This window comes from Streptomyces auratus (assembly GCF_050433025.1).
In the GTDB taxonomy this organism is placed as follows: Bacteria; Actinomycetota; Actinomycetes; order Streptomycetales; family Streptomycetaceae; genus Streptomyces; species Streptomyces sioyaensis.
Genome location: NZ_JBNGCB010000003.1, coordinates 1,200,664 through 1,215,644, shown reverse-complemented (window position 1 = coordinate 1,215,644; position 14,981 = coordinate 1,200,664). Strand labels below are relative to the sequence as shown.

Genomic DNA, 14,981 nt, shown 5'->3' with positions numbered 1-14,981 from the left:
GCACGGGGAACGGCATCCGCCGTACAGCTCCCCCGCGCCCGTACGCTCAGTGCGTCAGTAGCACTCGCTCTTGCCCTTGGCGACGCTCATCTTCAGGCCGCTGAGCTTGAATGTGCCGGCCGTCGTGGCCCAGGCCGTCTGCTTGACGTGGGTCAGCGTGGCCGAGTCGGCCTGCTGGGCGAACGAGCCGGGGTCGGCCTTGTCGCCCTTGTGCATCCCCGGGCCCTTGGTCGTCGAACCCGCAGCAACACCGATGTCGATGTTGTTGAAGGTCGCGTCCGCGGACAGCTGGTCGAGGTCGATGTAGAGGTTCTTCGCCTCGACGGGCGTGTCACCGCCACCGGCCGACAGCTTCATCGACACATCGCCGAAGACCGGGACCGGAACGACCACCGACTGGCACAGGTTCTTGATCTTGGCGTTCGAGAACCCCGAGACCGCTACCGGGACCTGCTTGCCGCCCTTCTGGGCGTCAATGGCTCCATACTGAACAAATCCGGTGCCGTCCAGCCGGTCTGTAGCGACCTTGAACTGCTGTCCGGACACGCTGAACGATGCCGCGAGCGCACCCTGCGAGAGGGCGACGCCGATCGCGGCAGTCGCCGCGACGCTCGGCACCATGACGACGGCGAACCGCTTCCATCTGGTCCCGCCACGAGCCAGGGACTCCATGACTTTCCTCCTTCTCGGACGTACATCTCCGGTACCGGCCGCCTCCCTTGAGGGGCGGTACCTGGGATGGGAGAAGTGCTACGTCCTCGGGAAGGAGAGCGCCTGTCCTCGGAGGCACATCGTGTTCCGAATACCGGCGATCACCCCCGAGCGACAACCACTGGCCACGCTCTCGCGCAACCTCCTGGACAGGCCCTGCCGGATGGGGCAGAGACCCCCCTGTCCACGGCCGGCGCCACTGCCGCCGACCACTCGGTGGGGACCCAAGTACCCCGCGGCACCAGCCGGATGCCGGGCTGCGGGAATGGACCGAGCGTGGCCGATCGTGGTCCATTCACGGCCGGTGCACAAGGGGCTCGTTACTTGCGGGTAACGACCCGATAAACACCCTGCGACGGACCGAGATCAACTGGGCACACACCGTGGTTGCTCACCGCGAGGGGACAAGAGTCAATTGCGGACAGAACGCCGCAAGAGGGCGGTTGAGACTTACTCCAAGTAACAGCGGCCACGTTTACCAAGTTTTGGTAAAACGTGGCCGCTGCGTCGTTTGATCGGTCAACTCGCGGAGGGCGTACTGGTCACAAGCGGGCGAGTCAGAGGACAGCGGGTCAGAACAGCACTCGGGCCAGTGCCGTACGCGCCGCCGTCACCCGCGGATCGTCGGCGCCGATGACCTCGAACAGCTCCAGCAGCCGCAGCCGTGCGGCCTCCCGGTCGTCGCCCGCATTCCGCTTCACCGCGTCGACCAGCCGGCCGAAGGCGTCCTCGACATGACCGCCGACCAGATCGAGGTCCGCGGCACGGATCTGCGCCGGCACATCGGCCGGGTTCTCCGCGGCCTCCTTGCGCACGGCCTGCGGGTCCAGATCCTGTACTCGGCGCAGGAGTTCGGCCTGCGCCAGACCGAGCGTGGCCTCCGGGTTGGCGGGGTCGTCGGACAGCACGTTCTTGTAGGCCTGGATGGCGCCGCCCAGATCACCGGAGTCGAGCGCCTGGTTCGCGGCTTCCAGCAGGGCGTCGTAGGGACCGGCCGGCACCGGGGCCTCGGCCTGCTCCTGCTCGTCCGCGGCCGACGGCTCGACGGGCGCCCCCACGATGCCGAACTGCTGCTCGGCGGCCTGCACCAGCTGGTCGAGCACCTGGCGGATCTGCGCCTCCGGGGCCGCGCCCTGGAACAGCGGGATCGGCTGGCCCGCCACGACGGCGAAGACCGCCGGGATGCCCTGCACCCCGAACTGCTGGAACAGCATCTGGTTGGCGTCGACGTCGATCTTGGCCAGCACGAACTTGCCGGCGTACTCCCCCGCGAGGCGCTCCAGCAGCGGACCCAGCTGCTTGCACGGCTCGCACCACTCGGCCCAGAAGTCGATGACGACCGGGACCTCGGTCGAGCGCTGCAGGACGTCCTGCTGGAACCCGGCCTCGTCGACGTCGAACACCAGGCGGGCACCGCTCGCGGGCGCCTGGCCCGTACGGGCGGCCTCGGCACGTGCCTGTTCCGCCTTCTGCTTCGCTTCCCCGGCCGCCTTCAGCGCGGCGAGGTCGACGACTCCACTCATGGACATATTGCGTGGCTGCATGGGTCCATCCTCCCCCCTGGGCGGTCCGTTCCGAAAAGCGATCCGGAAAGCGATGCGGTCGGCGACGCGGAATCCCCGGTCCGGTATCGCCGCCGGACCTTCCGCAGAGCACCACATCCGCTCCGTACGCCCCGCCGGATGCCGGCGTACGTCCTGGATGGCTGCCCGTTTCGGTCCCGAGGAGGACCGGTTGCGGCCATGGGTCCCCACCCACGGCCAGTGGCTATCACTCTTACGCTACGACCCGTAGCGTAACTCGCCGTCGCCTCCGCCCCACAACCGGTTTCAGCCCTGAGTGAAGTGATCTCCCTCACGGCGGACGGCGCCCGGCCCCGTACTGCCCGGTATGGTCGCCCGCATGCACGACTCCGCCAGCCCCCGCAAAGGCCGCACGGGCCGCCCGCGCAGCGCCGCGACCGACCACGCGATCCTCAGCGCGACCCGCGCCGCGCTGGTCGATGTGGGCTGGGGGCGGCTCACCATGAGCGAGGTGGCGGCCCGCGCCGGGGTCGCCAAGACGACGCTCTACCGACGCTGGGCCAACAAGAACGAGCTCGTCGTGGACGCCGTGGCGGTCCTCTTCGACGAGCTCGAACTCCCCGACCGGGGCTGCCTGCGCTCCGATATCGAGGGCGTGGTGCTGCAGTTCGGCGCGCTGCTCGCGCGGCCGGAGACCAAGACGGCGCTGATGGCCGTGGTCGCCGAGTCCACCACCGACGAGGCGCTGCGCGAACGGATCCGCTCGGCGATCGTCGACCGACAGAAGCGGCTGGTCTCGCTCGGCCGCTCCCGCGCCCAGACCCGCGGCGAGCTGCCCCCGGACACCGCCGGCGAGGACGGCGCCCGGGCGGCCACCCGCGCCATGGACCTGATCTTCGATGTGATCGCCGGGGCGATCGTGCACCGCACCCTGGTCAGCGGCGAACCCGTGGACGCCGAGTGGGGCCGCGACTTCACCGCCCTCTTCCTGACCGGGCTGACCGGACTGGCCGGTCCCGACGGCCGGAGCTGACGCACGGGCCCGTCGTCCCTCCGTCACGCCGGGCCCTGCTCCGTGGCCGCGGTCAGACCTGGTAGCGGTCCGCCGCGAACAGGTGCACGTTCTCCGCCACCCACTCCGACGTCCACTTCAGGCCCTGCTCCAGGGACACCTCCGGCCGCCACGAAGCCCATTCGCGCGCCCGGGAGTTGTCGGACAGCAGCCGCTCGACCTCACTGCCGGCGGGCCGCAGCCGCTCGGCGTCCACCACCACCTCGGCCTCCCGGCCCGAGGCCGCTATCAGCGCCTCGGCGAGCGCCCCGATGGAGATCTCCCGCCCGGTGCCGAGGTTGACGACCTCGCCCAGCGCCCGGTCGCAGTCGGCCAGCGCCAGGAACCCGGCGGCGGTGTCCGTGACGTAGGTGAAGTCGCGGGTCGGGGTGAGCGAGCCGAGCTTGATCTGCCGGGCGCCCGCGTGGAGTTGGGCCAGGATCGTGGGGATCACGGCCCGTGCGGACTGGCGGGGGCCGTAGGTGTTGAACGGCCGCACCACGGTCACCGGCAGCCCGAACGCATGCCGGTGCGACAGCGCCATCATGTCCGCGCCGATCTTCGAGGCGGAGTACGGCGACTGCGGCTGCAGCGGGTGGTCCTCACCGATCGGCGCGGTCAGCGCGGTCCCGTAGACCTCGCTCGTGGACGTGTGCACCATCCGGCGCACCTGGTACCGCCGGCAGGCCTCCGCGACGTTCTCCGTGCCCACCACGTTCGTCTGCACGTACGCGCCCGGCGAGTCGTAGCTGTACGGGATCCCGATGAGCGCCGCGAGATGGAAGACGGTGTCGCAGCCGGCGACGGCGTCCATCACCCGGCCCGCGTCCCGGACATCCCCTGCGATCATCTCGACCGGGGAGCCCGGCACCAGATAGCGCGCCAGATTTCCCTTTTCGGCGTACGGCTTGTAGTGGACGAAGGCGCGTACCTCGGCGCCGGCGTCCACCAGCAGGTCGACGAGGGCCGAGCCGATGAATCCCTCGGCTCCGGTGACCAGGACCTTGCGGCCGGCCCACTGCTGTGCGGTGTGGTTGCTCATGCGGACTCCTTCAGAGGGGTGGTCGAGTGCAGGGAGGCGGTCGAGTCGTGGGGGTGGCCGGCCAGCGCCAGTGCCTTGGCGGCGAGCAGGTCGGCGGCCCGGGCGTGGGTGCCGGGGTCGGCGGCCTGGCCCATCGCGGCGAGCCGGGCGGGGTCGTCGAGCAGCGGGGTGACCAGGGCGTCCAGCCGCGCGTCGGAGGCCTCCCCGTCGGGCAGCAGCAGCGCCGCCCCGGCGTCGGAGAGCACCCGCGCGTTGTGCGTCTGGTGGTCGCCCGGTGCGTGCGGATACGGCACGAGGACGGCCGGCATCCCGATCGTGGCCAGCTCGGCGACGGTCGCCGAACCGGCCCGGCACACCACGAGATCGGCCGCGGCGTACGCCAGATCCATCCGGTCCAGATACGGCACGGCCTCGGCGACCGCCGAGCCGCCGTTCTCCGCCAGCCGGGCCGAGGTCTCCTCCAGGGCCGCGGGCCCGGTCTTGATCAGCAGCCGCAGGTCCCGGCGCCCCCGGTAGCGGCCGGCCAGCCCGATGGCCGCCTCCGTCAGCCGGGCCGCCCCCAGGCTGCCGCCGTTGACCAGTAGCAGCCGGGCCCCGTCCGGGACGCCGAGCGCCCGGCGGGCCGCGGGGCGCAGCGCCGTACGGTCCAGCTCGGCCAGCGGCCCCACCAGCGGCATCCCGACCGTCTCGGCCCGCTCGCCGCCCGCCAGATGCGGCCGGCTGCGGTCGAAGGCGAGGGCGAGGTGCGGGGTGAGCCGGGCGGCGAACTTGTTGGCCCGGCCGGGCACCGCGTTGGACTCATGGATCAGGCTCGGCAGCCCGGCCATCCGCGCCCCGACGATCACCGGGGCACTCGGATAGCCGCCCATACCCACCGCGACCTGGGCCTTTTGTTCCTTGAGGATCGCCCGGCACTGGGCGCCCGCGCGCAGCAGCGCGGCCGGCAGCAGATAGCGTCGGGCGCCGAGCGAGGGATCGAAGGGAATCATGTCGACGGTGTGCAGCCGGTATCCGGCCTGGGGGATCAACCGCGTCTCCAGGCCGCGTTCGGTCCCGACGAAGGAGATCACCGCGTCGGGCACGGCCCGGCGCAGGGCGTCGGCGAGAGCGAGACCGGGATAGATGTGGCCGCCGGTGCCGCCCGCACCGATCACGACAGAGAGTGGTGTGCGCATGGCCGCCACGCTCGCGATACGCCCTAAGAAGCTTCTAAGAGAGGTGTTTGGCAGCCTATGTCCATGCCGCCCACGCCCGGAAACACCCCCGCCGCCAGGATCCTCGTCGTCGATGACGAACCGGAGGTGCGCGCCGCCGTGGAGGACGGCCTCGCCGTGGAGGGCTACGAGGTACGCGGCGCCGCCGACGGACTGGCCGCCCTCTCCCAGGTCGCCTCCTGGCAGCCGGACGCCCTCGTCCTGGACGTGATGATGCCCGTCCTGGACGGACTGGCCGTCTGCCGCCGGCTGCGCGCCCTGGACGACCGCACACCCATCCTCGTACTGACCGCGCTGGACTCGGTCAGCGAACGGGTCGACGGCCTCGACGCTGGCGCCGACGACTACCTCGTCAAGCCGTTCGCCCTGGACGAGCTGGTCGCCCGGGTCCGCGCGCTGCTGCGCCGCGCCTCCACCACGGCCGTCGAGGACTCCCACCTCACCTTCGACGACCTGGTGGTCGACCCGCTGACCCGCTCCGGCCACCGGGGCGACCGCCCCCTGGAGTTCAGCCGCACCGAATGGGCCCTGCTGGAACTGCTGTTGCAGCACCCGGGGCAGGTGCTGCCCCGGGAGGTCATCCTGGAGCGCGTCTGGGGCCGCGACTTCGGCCCGGACTCCAACTCCCTGGCCGTCTACATCGGTTACCTGCGCCGCAAACTGGAGGCCGGCGGCGAGCCCCGGCTCGTCCACACCGTGCACGGCATCGGCTACCGCCTCGGCCACGCGGAGGGCGCATGACCGGCACCCGCGGGCTGGGGGCCCGCTGGCGGCGCAGGCGCCCGCTGCGCACCCGGCTGGCGCTGGCGGCCTCCGCCGCGGTGGCGCTGGTGGCGGTCGGCGTCTGTGCGGCGGCGTTCGTCCTCATCGACTACCAGATGACCCGCCAGCTCGACCGGAACCTGGCCCAGACGGCCACCGAGCTCAGCCGGCAGCGGCACGACTGGGGCCCGACGGCGGGCGACACCCTCTGCCAGTACCCGGCCTCCACCTGCTTCCAGATCGTGCCGTCCGATCCCGCCAAGGACCCGCGCAAGCCGTATGTGCTGCCCGTCACCGACGCCACCCGGCAGGTCGCCGCCGGCCGGCACCCGGCGTTCTCCGGAAAGACGTCGGTGGCCGGACAGCCGGTCCGGATGTACACCACGCGCCTGGCGCACAAGGACGAGGCCGTGCAGGTCGCCCTGCGCTCCGACTCCGTCGACCGGAGCGTGGAGCAGGCCGCCTGGGCGCTGTCCGTGGTCGGCGCCGGCGGGGTGCTGCTGGCCGCCGCGCTCGGCTACTGGGTCTCCCGTACCGGCCTGGCCCCGGTCGCCCGGCTCACCGCCACCGCGGAGCGCATCGCCGCCACCCGCGACGCCCGCCACCGCATCGAACTGCCCGCGGGACCGCCCGCCCGGGAGGACGAGATCACCCGGCTGGCCACCAGCTTCAACACCATGCTCGACGAACTGGAGCAGTCGGTCACCTCCCAGCGCCGGCTGGTCGCCGACGCCTCCCACGAGCTGCGCACCCCGCTGACGGCGCTCCGCACCAACGCCGAACTCCTCGCCCGCGCCGACCGCCTGACGGATGCTCAGCGCGACCGCGCCTCGGCCGCGCTGGGCCGCCAGCTGCGCGAGGTCACCACGCTCGTCAACGACCTGATCGAACTCGCCCGGGACGAGGAACCCCGGCCGCTGGTCGAACAGGTCCGCCCGGCCGCCCTCCTGGAGCATGCGGTGGCCACCGCCGGCGAGCACTGGCCGGAGATCACCTTCACCACCGCCATCGCCCCGGCCGCGGCGGACCGCACGGTCCCCGGAGTCCCGGCCCGTCTCTCCCGGCTGCTGTCCAACCTCCTCGACAACGCCGCCAAGTTCTCCCCACCGGGCGGCCCGGTCGACACCGAACTCACCCTGCACGAAGGCGAGTTGCAGCTGACCGTCCGCGACCACGGCCCCGGCATCGCATCCGAGGACCTCCCTCATGTCTTCGACCGCTTCTACCGCGCGAAGGCCGCCCGCGCCCTGCCCGGCTCGGGACTGGGCCTGGCCATGGCCCGGCAGATCGCCCGCGCCCACGGCGCCGAGCTCAGCGCCGAACAGGCGCCGGGCGGCGGGGCGCTGTTCCGGCTGCGGATGCCGGCCGGAGAGGCATAACGGGGACGCCGTCACGCTTCACGGGGCCGGTACGCGGCGCCGACCCCCTCGGCCTCCGCTTCCGCTGCCTTCTCCTCGACCTTCGCCCGGACCGCCTGCCGGTCCTGCGGCGACATCGACCGCCAGCTCTCCCGCATCCCGGAGATGCCGTCGGTCAGCGCCCGGTAGCCGGACGGGTCGTCCAGCACGTCCTTCAGCTCGACCCGGCCACCGAGCATCTTGCGGGCGATGTCCTGGAGTTCGGAGGGAGCATTGGGGTTGTCGCGCACGGCGCGCAGAGCGGAGGTGAGGTGCTCGTTCTGCTCCTCGGCGAGGTCCCTCTCCTCGATGGGGTATTCGCGGTCGCCGGGGTGGGTGAAGGCGTTGTTGCTGGCCATGGGTCAGGGCTCCTGTCGGACGGTGCGGGTCTGCGTCAGCCGAATGCGTTGCGGACGCGTGCGGCCTCGTCCTGGCCGCCGTCGTTGTCGGTGTTGGTGTTGCTCTCGGCGCGGGACCTGGCAGCTCCGCCCCCGGACGCGGCGGACGACGAGTTCGAGTCGTCGGAGCCGCTGCCGGAGGAGGACGAGCCGCCGGAGCCGCCTTCGGAGGATCCGCTGGAGCCGCCTTCGGACGAGCCGCCGGACCCGCTGCTGGACGAGCCTTGCGCCCCGCCCTCGGACGAGCTGGCGGAGCCACCCTCGGACGAGGAGGAGGACGACGAGGAGCCGGAGCCGCCCTCGGACGAGCCGTCGTCGCCGCCTTCCGACGACGTACCGTCACCCGAGGTGGTCGGCTCAGCGTCCTTGTGGGTGACGCCGCGGACGGTCTTGGCGACCTTGGCGACCTTCTGCTCCCCCTCGTAGGCCTGCTTGGCGCCCTCGAGGACATCGCCGTGCGCCATCTTTCCGAGACCGTCCTTGGCCTCGCCCATACCGTGGTAGGCGTCGACGACCTCTTTCCCCTTGTCGACAAAGGGCTTGGCCGCGGCCTCACCCGCAGCCCCGAAGTCGAACCCCTTCTGCGCCCCGAAGTGGCTCTTGATCCCCTGCGTGGCGAGGTTCCCGACGAGCTTCTTGCCGACGTCGATGCCCATTTCCTTGGCGAGGTCGGTCACCATCTCCTTGCCCGACCGCTTCACCTTCTGGGCGAGGGCGTCCTTGATGGCCTGGAGGATCTGGGTCTTCGCCTTGCTGATGATCTGGCGGACCATGACCCTGGTCGTCGCCGTGGCGGCGGCCGCCCCGGCCTCGGAGGCCCCCAGTGTGACCGGCGCGGCAGCCTGGGCCGCCGCGAACTCAAAGGCCAACGCGATGAGTTGGGCAATCACCGCGAGCTTCATCACCATGATGATCGTGGCCACAATTTGGAGCACGATGGCGAGCGCTTCGGCGGCCTCGGCGGACTCATCGAGGAAGCCGTCGCCGGAGAACTTCTTCCACTTGTTGTCGAACGCCTCGATCGCGTCTCCGGTGTTGGCGCCGCGCACCGTGCCGGCAGCGCCGTCGCCCTGCTGCTGGGCCGAACGAACGGAGGCGGCGAAGTTACTCCAGGCCTCAGCCGCGTCACGCATCTTGTCCTCATCGATATTGGGCCATTGGAAGCCCAACAGATCGAGGACCCAGTCGACCTCGACAGGCAGCATGATGGTGGCCACTATGACTCACTCCCCCGGAAGCGAATTTTCGTCGGTGTATGGGGTGTATATGGGGGCGTCCCGAGCTGATTCGACGTCAATTCGCGATTTTGGGACGGCTCGCCGCGTACTTGGCGAGGTGATCGTGCTGATCCCGCTCGGTGGTTGCGTAATGCTCGCCCGTCGCCTCCAGCTTTTCCCCGATCGTGGAGAGACCTTCACCGAGGGCGGGCATCGACTCGACGAGACCGGCACTCACCGGCGAGTAGACGTCCATAAAATACTTGATGAGATCGTCGTCGCCCCAGTCCTCGGCCTCTTTGAGCGTGGCCGCCAACTTCTTGGCAGCGGCGCTGAAATCGGAACCAATGTCCTTGAAGGCACCGCCCTGCGCCTTGAGGACGGCTGGATCCACGTCGTACCCGGCGCCTGCCACGGGTCCCCCTTGATCTGCGTTCACGCGAGTTGAACAAGAATGCGTACGGATCTCGCAAGGATTGCATAAGTCCTATGGCGTACGGTAATTGATGGCCGCGGCCGCCGAGTGGGAGGGACGTGAAGATCATCTCCACATTCGGCGCGTCACCCGTTCCGCGACGGAAACCCCAACAGCGGCTTCCCCGACTCCCCGAAGCGAATAGAAAAGGAAATATCCGCCATGTCCCAGTCTGGACGCGTAGCCCAAGTGAAGAGACTGTGGGGCCGGTTCCTCCACTTGCTCTCCATCGTGATGCTGGTGGCGGTGAGTTGCCTTTGCCTCTGGTTGGGGCTGACCCAGACGGGCGTTGTGGGCACACATGGAACATTCACGGTCAGGGAGTGCCGTCTCGTCACCCATCACAGCACTTCCGGCAAGAAGGGGCACGTCAGCGGTTCAACTTCACACAGCTACACCTGCACCGGGACATTCCGCCCGACCGACAACAAGATCGCGATCGACGACAATTCCTTTATGAGCGATTTGGAAAAGGCGTACCCCAAGGGGAATCAATTTTCGACTCAGCGGACCGGCGCTTCCGTCTTGCTGAACAACCCCCGCGAGGCCACGAAGCAGTTCCTCATCGGCTTCGCGGCGCTTCTCGCTGACGCCTTTGTGCTCTTCTGGTTCATCACGCGCCTCGACAAAAACGGCATGACCCTGAAGGAAACCTGGCGTACGACCAAGGGCACGGCGACCCGCCCGGTCGTGATCACCATCGCGGCAGTGGCCCTCGTCGGCATGGCCCTCAGTCCCGTGCTCGCGTCCTCCCTGTCCGGCTGAGCCGGCGCCGCTCCTCCCGCCAGCCAGGCCCCCGGTCCGCGGCTACGCCCACACTTCCGGCAGCTGAGACGCGGGGAAGGCGGGGCCGTCAGCGCGACGGCCCCGCCCCACGAACCAGAGTTCAGTGCTCAGAGCTCAGAACCCGGCCGGCTCGGTGTAGACCCCCCACTCGTCCCGCAGCACCCCGCAGATCTCGCCGAGCGTCGCCTCGGCCCGTACGGCGTCCAGCATCGGCTCGATCATGTTGCCGCCGTCGCGGGCGGCGTCCAGCATCGCCTTCAGTGCGGCCTGCACCCGGGCCTCGTCGCGCGCCGCCTTGCGGGACGCGAGCACCCGCACCTGCTCGCGCTCGACCTCGTGGCTGACCCGCAGGATCTCCAGATCGCCGGTGACCGAGCCGTGGTGGCAGTTGACACCGACGACCTTCTTCTCGCCCTTCTCCAGCGCCTGCTGGTAGCGGAAGGCGGATTCGGCGATCTCTCCGGTGAACCAGCCGTCCTCGATGCCGCGCAGGATGCCGGAGGTCATCGGGCCGATCGGGTGCTCGCCGGTCGGGACCGCCCGCCGGCCGCGCTCCTTGATCTGCTCGAAGATCTTCTCGGCGTCCGCCTCGATCCGGTCGGTCAGCGACTCGATGAACCACGAACCGCCCAGCGGGTCGGCGACATTGGCGACGCCGGTCTCCTCCATCAGCACCTGCTGGGTGCGCAGCGCGATCTCCGCGGCCTGCTCGCTCGGCAGCGCCAGGGTCTCGTCCAGGGCGTTGGTGTGCAGCGAGTTGGTGCCGCCGAGCACGGCCGCCAGGGCCTCGACGGCGGTGCGTACGACGTTGTTGTACGGCTGCTGGGCGGTCAGCGAGACGCCGGCGGTCTGGGTGTGGAAGCGCAGCCACTGCGCCTTCTCGCTCGTCGCGCCGTACACGTCGCGCATCCAGCGGGCCCAGATCCTGCGCGCCGCCCGGAACTTGGCGATCTCCTCGAAGAAGTCGAGATGCGCGTCGAAGAAGAAGGACAGGCCGGGGGCGAAGGTGTTGACGTCCAGGCCGCGCGAGAGGCCCAGCTCCACATAGCCGAAGCCGTCGGCCAGCGTGTACGCCAGCTCCTGCGCGGCCGTCGCGCCCGCCTCGCGGATGTGGTAACCGGAGACCGAGAGCGGCTTGTACGCGGGAATGCCGTGCGCGCAGTGCTCCATCAGGTCGCCGATCAGCCGCAGATGCGGCTCGGGCTGGAAGAGCCACTCCTTCTGCGCGATGTACTCCTTGAAGATGTCCGTCTGAAGCGTGCCGTTGAGGACGGCCGGGTCGACGCCCTGGCGCTCGGCGGCGACGAGGTACATGCAGAAGACCGGGACGGCCGGGCCGGAGATCGTCATCGAGGTCGTGACGTCACCGAGCGGGATGTCCTTGAAGAGGACCTCCATGTCGGCGGCGGAGTCGATGGCGACGCCGCAGTGGCCGACCTCGCCGAGCGACCGCGGGTCGTCGGAGTCCCGTCCCATCAGGGTCGGCATGTCGAAGGCCACGGAGAGGCCGCCGCCACCGGCCTTGAGGATCATTTTGTAGCGCTCGTTGGTCTGCTCGGCATTGCCGAAGCCGGCGAACTGGCGGATCGTCCAGGTCCGCCCGCGGTAGCCGGTCGCGTACAGCCCCCGCGTGAAGGGGTACTCGCCCGGCCACCCGATCCGCTCGAACCCCTCGACCGCATCGCCCGGCCGGGGCCCGTACACCGGCTCGACGGGATCGCCCGAGAGCGTGGTGAAGTCCGCGTCCCGCTTACGGGCGGAGTCGTACCGAGCCTGCCAGCGGCGGCGGCCCTCATCGATCGCGTCAGCGTCCATACCTCGAATTTACTAGGACGTCCTAGTACTTGTCGACGGGAGCGGGGTCAAGTCGCCGCATGCGTCACTCTTGTCACTTTCCGTAACCAGTCTCACCGGAAGCGCCGGACGCACCGGGGATACGGAAAACGCGCCCGTCCTCGGGGGACAGGCGCGTCAGCAGGGGCGGGCCCCGTCAGAAGGGGCGCGCCCCGTCAGTAGAGGCGGGCCCCCGTTCAGCAGGGGCGGGCCGCCGTCAGACCTTCACCGGCTCCGGCGTCTCGGCGGCGAGCAGCGGCTCGATCTCGCGGACCACCTGGCGCTCGACGAAGAACGCGGCGGTGGGGATCGTGCCGGCGATCAGCACCCACAGCAGCTTGCCGAACTTCCACTTGGCCTTGGAGCCCAGGTCGAAGGCGAAGATGAGGTAGACGATGTAGAGCACGCCGTGGATCTGGGAGACGACCAGGGTGAGGTCCTTCCCCATCCCGAAGCCGTACTTGAACACCATGCAGGTGCAGAGCACGAGCAGCATCACGGCGGTGACGTAGGCCATCGCCCGGTAGCGGGTCAGGACGCTTCGCTTCATGCCCCGAGCGTAACCACCGGTTCCGGGGCGATCTTCGCCGCCCCCTGGGAAACGGGCAGCGGGTCACTCGTCCTTGAAGTCGGCCGCCGCCACCCGCAGCGGCCGCAGCAGCGCGAAGATCTCCGCGCACTCCTCGTCGTCGTACGTCCCGAGCCCGAAGTCCATCGCCATCAGCTCGCGGGTCGCCGCGTCACACACCTCACGGCCCTTTTCGGTGATGGTGGCGAGCGTGCCCCGTCCGTCGTTCGGGTTGGGCCGCTTGGCGACGAGCCCGGACTTCACCAGGCGGTCGACGGTGTTGGTCACCGAGGTCGGATGCACCATGAGCCGCTCGCCGATCTTGGACATCGGCAGCTCACCGGCCTTGGAGAAGGTCAGCAGCACCAGCGCCTCGTACCGGGCGAAGGTCAGCCCGTACGGCTTGACCACCGCGTCCACCTCGGACAGCAGGATCTGATGGGCGCGCATGATCGAGGTGATGGCGGCCATCGACGGCACGGCACCCCATCGCTGCCGCCACAGTTCGTCGGCGCGCGCGATGGGATCGAAGGCAAGGCTGAGCGGCTTCGGCACGCATCCGACCCTACCGGGCGGCCACATCGTGGTCAGGCGCGTCTCATTTTTCCGTCCCGGCCGCCGGCTCGGCCGCTCCGCGCACCGGCCCGGCGGACGCGCGGTCCGGCCCCGGCGCCGTACGCCATACTTCGCAGATCACCGCCAGTACGCAGACCGTCCCCACGACTCCCGCGGCCGGCATCACGACCCGCAGGGGCGCCCACTCCGCGGCCACCCCGGCCAGCCCCATCGCGAGCCCCATCACGGTCATCCGCCCCGCCTGCATCACCGTCATCGCCTGGCCCAGCAGCTCCTCGGGGACCGCGGCGACGAACCAGCGGTCGACGCCGAAGTTGTACGAGATCCCGGTGCCGGTCAGCACCAGCAGCAGCACCGCCCAGCCGAGCGAGGGCCGCGCGGCGAACCCGAGGGAGGGCAGGACGGCGAAGACGCCCATGGGGAAGGTCAGCCGGGCCCGGGCCCGCGGCCCGAGGAACGCGCCCACCAGGCTCTCCGCGACCACCGCACCGACGGGCATGCTGCACAGCAGCAGCCCCGTCCCGGCCGGTCCCGCCCCCAGCAGGCCGGAGTAGGGGACCAGCAGCGCCTCCGGGACGACGACGAACGCCGGCGGCAGCCACGTCAGCATCAGCAGCGCCCGCACCCGGCGGTCGGCCAGCAGCCGCCGGACACCGCCCAGCGAGGCCCTCAGCAGCGCACCGCGCCCGGCGCCCCGCACCCCGTGGCGGGCCGGCCGCGCCCGGGTCCCCAGCCGCAGCAGCAGGGCCGAGGCGAGGAACGTGCCCGCGGTGAGCGCGAGCACCGCCCGCGGGGTCACCGCGGCGAGCAGCAGACCGCCCGCCGCGAACCCGGCGAGCTGTGCGCCCTGGTTCACCAGGCGGATCACCGAGCGCCCCAGTACGAAGAGCTCCCCCTCGCCGAGGGTCTCGCCCAGCGTCGCGGCCCGGGTACCGGCGAAGACCGGCGCGATGGCGGCGAGCACACAGCGCAGCGCCAGCAGGACCGCGACCGGTGTGCCCGGCAGCACCATCCCGGCCGCCGCCAGCGCACACAGCAGATCGCAGACGACCAGTACCCGCCGGGCCGGGCACCGGTCGGCGACCGCCGACAGCAGCGTCCCGCCGACCGCGTACGGCAGCAGCCCCAGCGCAAAGGTCAGCGCGCTGAGCAGTGGCGACGCGGTGATCCGGAAGACCAGTACGGACAGCGCGAGCTCGCAGACGACCACGCCGAGCGAGGACAGCAGATGCGCGGCGAAGACGTACCGGAATTCGTGGACGGCGAAGACGGCGCGGTACCCGGCCGGGCGGACCTCGTCGGCGCGCGGGGCTCCGCCCGCGGCACGGGCGCCGTCAGGGCAGGCGGGGGTGGGGCCCGACGGCGCGGGCCCGGAGGGCGAAGGCATGCCCGCAGCCTGCCGGAGGCCGCCCGCGCCCCGTACTCTTT

At 70.6% G+C, this 14,981-nt stretch carries 15 protein-coding genes; 4 read left to right on the top strand and 11 right to left on the bottom strand.

The window, feature by feature from the left end; all coding sequences use genetic code 11:
• Positions 1 to 54: 54 nt before the first annotated feature.
• Positions 55 to 672, bottom strand: a complete 618-nt coding sequence (locus tag BKA18_RS25100; RefSeq protein WP_006603038.1) for a DUF6230 family protein — start codon at positions 670 to 672, stop codon at positions 55 to 57.
• A gap of 611 nt (positions 673 to 1,283) precedes the next feature.
• Positions 1,284 to 2,255: a tetratricopeptide repeat protein gene (locus BKA18_RS25095; protein WP_366045482.1), complete on the bottom strand. Its 972-nt coding sequence runs from the start codon at positions 2,253 to 2,255 to the stop codon at positions 1,284 to 1,286.
• A 358-nt stretch (positions 2,256 to 2,613) separates the two neighbouring features.
• Between BKA18_RS25095 and BKA18_RS25090 the strand changes: the two genes are divergently transcribed.
• Positions 2,614 to 3,267 carry a TetR/AcrR family transcriptional regulator gene (locus BKA18_RS25090; protein ID WP_366045483.1) on the top strand — a complete coding sequence of 218 codons (654 nt, stop codon included), beginning with the start codon at positions 2,614 to 2,616 and terminating at the stop codon, positions 3,265 to 3,267.
• Positions 3,268 to 3,319: 52 nt separating this feature from the next.
• Here BKA18_RS25090 and BKA18_RS25085 read toward each other — a convergent pair whose 3' ends face one another.
• Both BKA18_RS25085 and BKA18_RS25080 read right to left on the bottom strand, forming a co-directional pair.
• Positions 3,320 to 4,327 (bottom strand): GDP-mannose 4,6-dehydratase, encoded by a 1,008-nt coding sequence (locus BKA18_RS25085; protein WP_366045484.1) that lies wholly within the window; start codon positions 4,325 to 4,327, stop codon positions 3,320 to 3,322.
• Positions 4,324 to 5,502, bottom strand: coding sequence for a UDP-N-acetylglucosamine--N-acetylmuramyl-(pentapeptide) pyrophosphoryl-undecaprenol N-acetylglucosamine transferase (locus BKA18_RS25080; protein WP_366045485.1), 1,179 nt, complete (start codon positions 5,500 to 5,502; stop codon positions 4,324 to 4,326). The genes BKA18_RS25085 and BKA18_RS25080 overlap by 4 nt, the downstream gene beginning before the upstream one ends.
• Before the next feature lie 57 nt (positions 5,503 to 5,559).
• Here BKA18_RS25080 and BKA18_RS25075 point away from each other — a divergent pair, with 57 nt between their 5' ends.
• The gene (locus tag BKA18_RS25075; RefSeq protein WP_366045486.1) at positions 5,560 to 6,282 is read left to right on the top strand and encodes a response regulator transcription factor; all 723 of its coding nucleotides are present in this window, start codon (positions 5,560 to 5,562) and stop codon (positions 6,280 to 6,282) included.
• The gene (locus tag BKA18_RS25070) at positions 6,279 to 7,682 is read left to right on the top strand and encodes a sensor histidine kinase (RefSeq protein ID WP_366045487.1); all 1,404 of its coding nucleotides are present in this window, start codon (positions 6,279 to 6,281) and stop codon (positions 7,680 to 7,682) included. Before BKA18_RS25075 ends, BKA18_RS25070 begins: the two co-directional genes overlap by 4 nt.
• Positions 7,683 to 7,693: 11 nt before the next feature.
• Here the strand turns inward: BKA18_RS25070 and BKA18_RS25065 are convergent, their stop codons facing one another.
• The 3 genes from BKA18_RS25065 to BKA18_RS25055 all read right to left on the bottom strand — a co-directional run bounded on the left by BKA18_RS25065 (position 7,694) and on the right by BKA18_RS25055 (position 9,730).
• On the bottom strand, positions 7,694 to 8,059 hold the full coding sequence (locus BKA18_RS25065) for a hypothetical protein (RefSeq protein WP_366045488.1): 366 nt from the start codon (positions 8,057 to 8,059) through the stop codon (positions 7,694 to 7,696).
• Positions 8,060 to 8,094: 35 nt separating this feature from the next.
• Positions 8,095 to 9,315 carry a WXG100-like domain-containing protein gene (locus BKA18_RS25060; RefSeq protein WP_366045489.1) on the bottom strand — a complete coding sequence of 407 codons (1,221 nt, stop codon included), beginning with the start codon at positions 9,313 to 9,315 and terminating at the stop codon, positions 8,095 to 8,097.
• 76 nt (positions 9,316 to 9,391) lie between these two features.
• The gene (locus tag BKA18_RS25055; RefSeq protein WP_366045490.1) at positions 9,392 to 9,730 is read right to left on the bottom strand and encodes a DUF2563 family protein; all 339 of its coding nucleotides are present in this window, start codon (positions 9,728 to 9,730) and stop codon (positions 9,392 to 9,394) included.
• Positions 9,731 to 9,952: 222 nt separating this feature from the next.
• Here BKA18_RS25055 and BKA18_RS25050 point away from each other — a divergent pair, with 222 nt between their 5' ends.
• On the top strand, positions 9,953 to 10,555 hold the full coding sequence (locus BKA18_RS25050; RefSeq protein ID WP_006603048.1) for a hypothetical protein: 603 nt from the start codon (positions 9,953 to 9,955) through the stop codon (positions 10,553 to 10,555).
• 135 nt (positions 10,556 to 10,690) lie between these two features.
• Here the strand turns inward: BKA18_RS25050 and icmA are convergent, their stop codons facing one another.
• The 4 genes from icmA to BKA18_RS25030 form a co-directional block, all read right to left on the bottom strand.
• A complete protein-coding gene (gene icmA, locus BKA18_RS25045) occupies positions 10,691 to 12,391 on the bottom strand; it encodes a coenzyme B12-dependent isobutyryl-CoA mutase large subunit (RefSeq protein WP_366045491.1) in 1,701 nt (566 codons plus the stop codon).
• 235 nt (positions 12,392 to 12,626) lie between these two features.
• Complete coding sequence (locus BKA18_RS25040; RefSeq protein WP_006603050.1) at positions 12,627 to 12,959, bottom strand: DUF3817 domain-containing protein; 333 nt, start codon at positions 12,957 to 12,959, stop codon at positions 12,627 to 12,629.
• A gap of 63 nt (positions 12,960 to 13,022) precedes the next feature.
• On the bottom strand, positions 13,023 to 13,532 hold the full coding sequence (locus BKA18_RS25035; protein ID WP_359360388.1) for a MarR family winged helix-turn-helix transcriptional regulator: 510 nt from the start codon (positions 13,530 to 13,532) through the stop codon (positions 13,023 to 13,025).
• 43 nt (positions 13,533 to 13,575) lie between these two features.
• Positions 13,576 to 14,940, bottom strand: a complete 1,365-nt coding sequence (locus tag BKA18_RS25030; protein WP_366045492.1) for an MFS transporter — start codon at positions 14,938 to 14,940, stop codon at positions 13,576 to 13,578.
• Positions 14,941 to 14,981 lie beyond the last annotated feature (41 nt).

Excerpts from the sequence above, each read along its gene's own strand:
- BKA18_RS25100 (WP_006603038.1), bottom strand. The coding sequence starts at position 672 with ATGGAGTCCCTGGCTCGTGGCGGGACCAGATGGAAGCGGTTCGCCGTC.
- BKA18_RS25095 (WP_366045482.1), bottom strand. The coding sequence starts at position 2,255 with ATGCAGCCACGCAATATGTCCATGAGTGGAGTCGTCGACCTCGCCGCG.
- BKA18_RS25090 (WP_366045483.1), top strand. The coding sequence starts at position 2,614 with ATGCACGACTCCGCCAGCCCCCGCAAAGGCCGCACGGGCCGCCCGCGC.
- BKA18_RS25085 (WP_366045484.1), bottom strand. The coding sequence starts at position 4,327 with ATGAGCAACCACACCGCACAGCAGTGGGCCGGCCGCAAGGTCCTGGTC.
- BKA18_RS25080 (WP_366045485.1), bottom strand. The coding sequence starts at position 5,502 with ATGCGCACACCACTCTCTGTCGTGATCGGTGCGGGCGGCACCGGCGGC.
- BKA18_RS25075 (WP_366045486.1), top strand. The coding sequence starts at position 5,560 with ATGTCCATGCCGCCCACGCCCGGAAACACCCCCGCCGCCAGGATCCTC.
- BKA18_RS25070 (WP_366045487.1), top strand. The coding sequence starts at position 6,279 with ATGACCGGCACCCGCGGGCTGGGGGCCCGCTGGCGGCGCAGGCGCCCG.
- BKA18_RS25065 (WP_366045488.1), bottom strand. The coding sequence starts at position 8,059 with ATGGCCAGCAACAACGCCTTCACCCACCCCGGCGACCGCGAATACCCC.
- BKA18_RS25050 (WP_006603048.1), top strand. The coding sequence starts at position 9,953 with ATGTCCCAGTCTGGACGCGTAGCCCAAGTGAAGAGACTGTGGGGCCGG.
- icmA (WP_366045491.1), bottom strand. The coding sequence starts at position 12,391 with ATGGACGCTGACGCGATCGATGAGGGCCGCCGCCGCTGGCAGGCTCGG.
- BKA18_RS25040 (WP_006603050.1), bottom strand. The coding sequence starts at position 12,959 with ATGAAGCGAAGCGTCCTGACCCGCTACCGGGCGATGGCCTACGTCACC.
- BKA18_RS25030 (WP_366045492.1), bottom strand. The coding sequence starts at position 14,940 with ATGCCTTCGCCCTCCGGGCCCGCGCCGTCGGGCCCCACCCCCGCCTGC.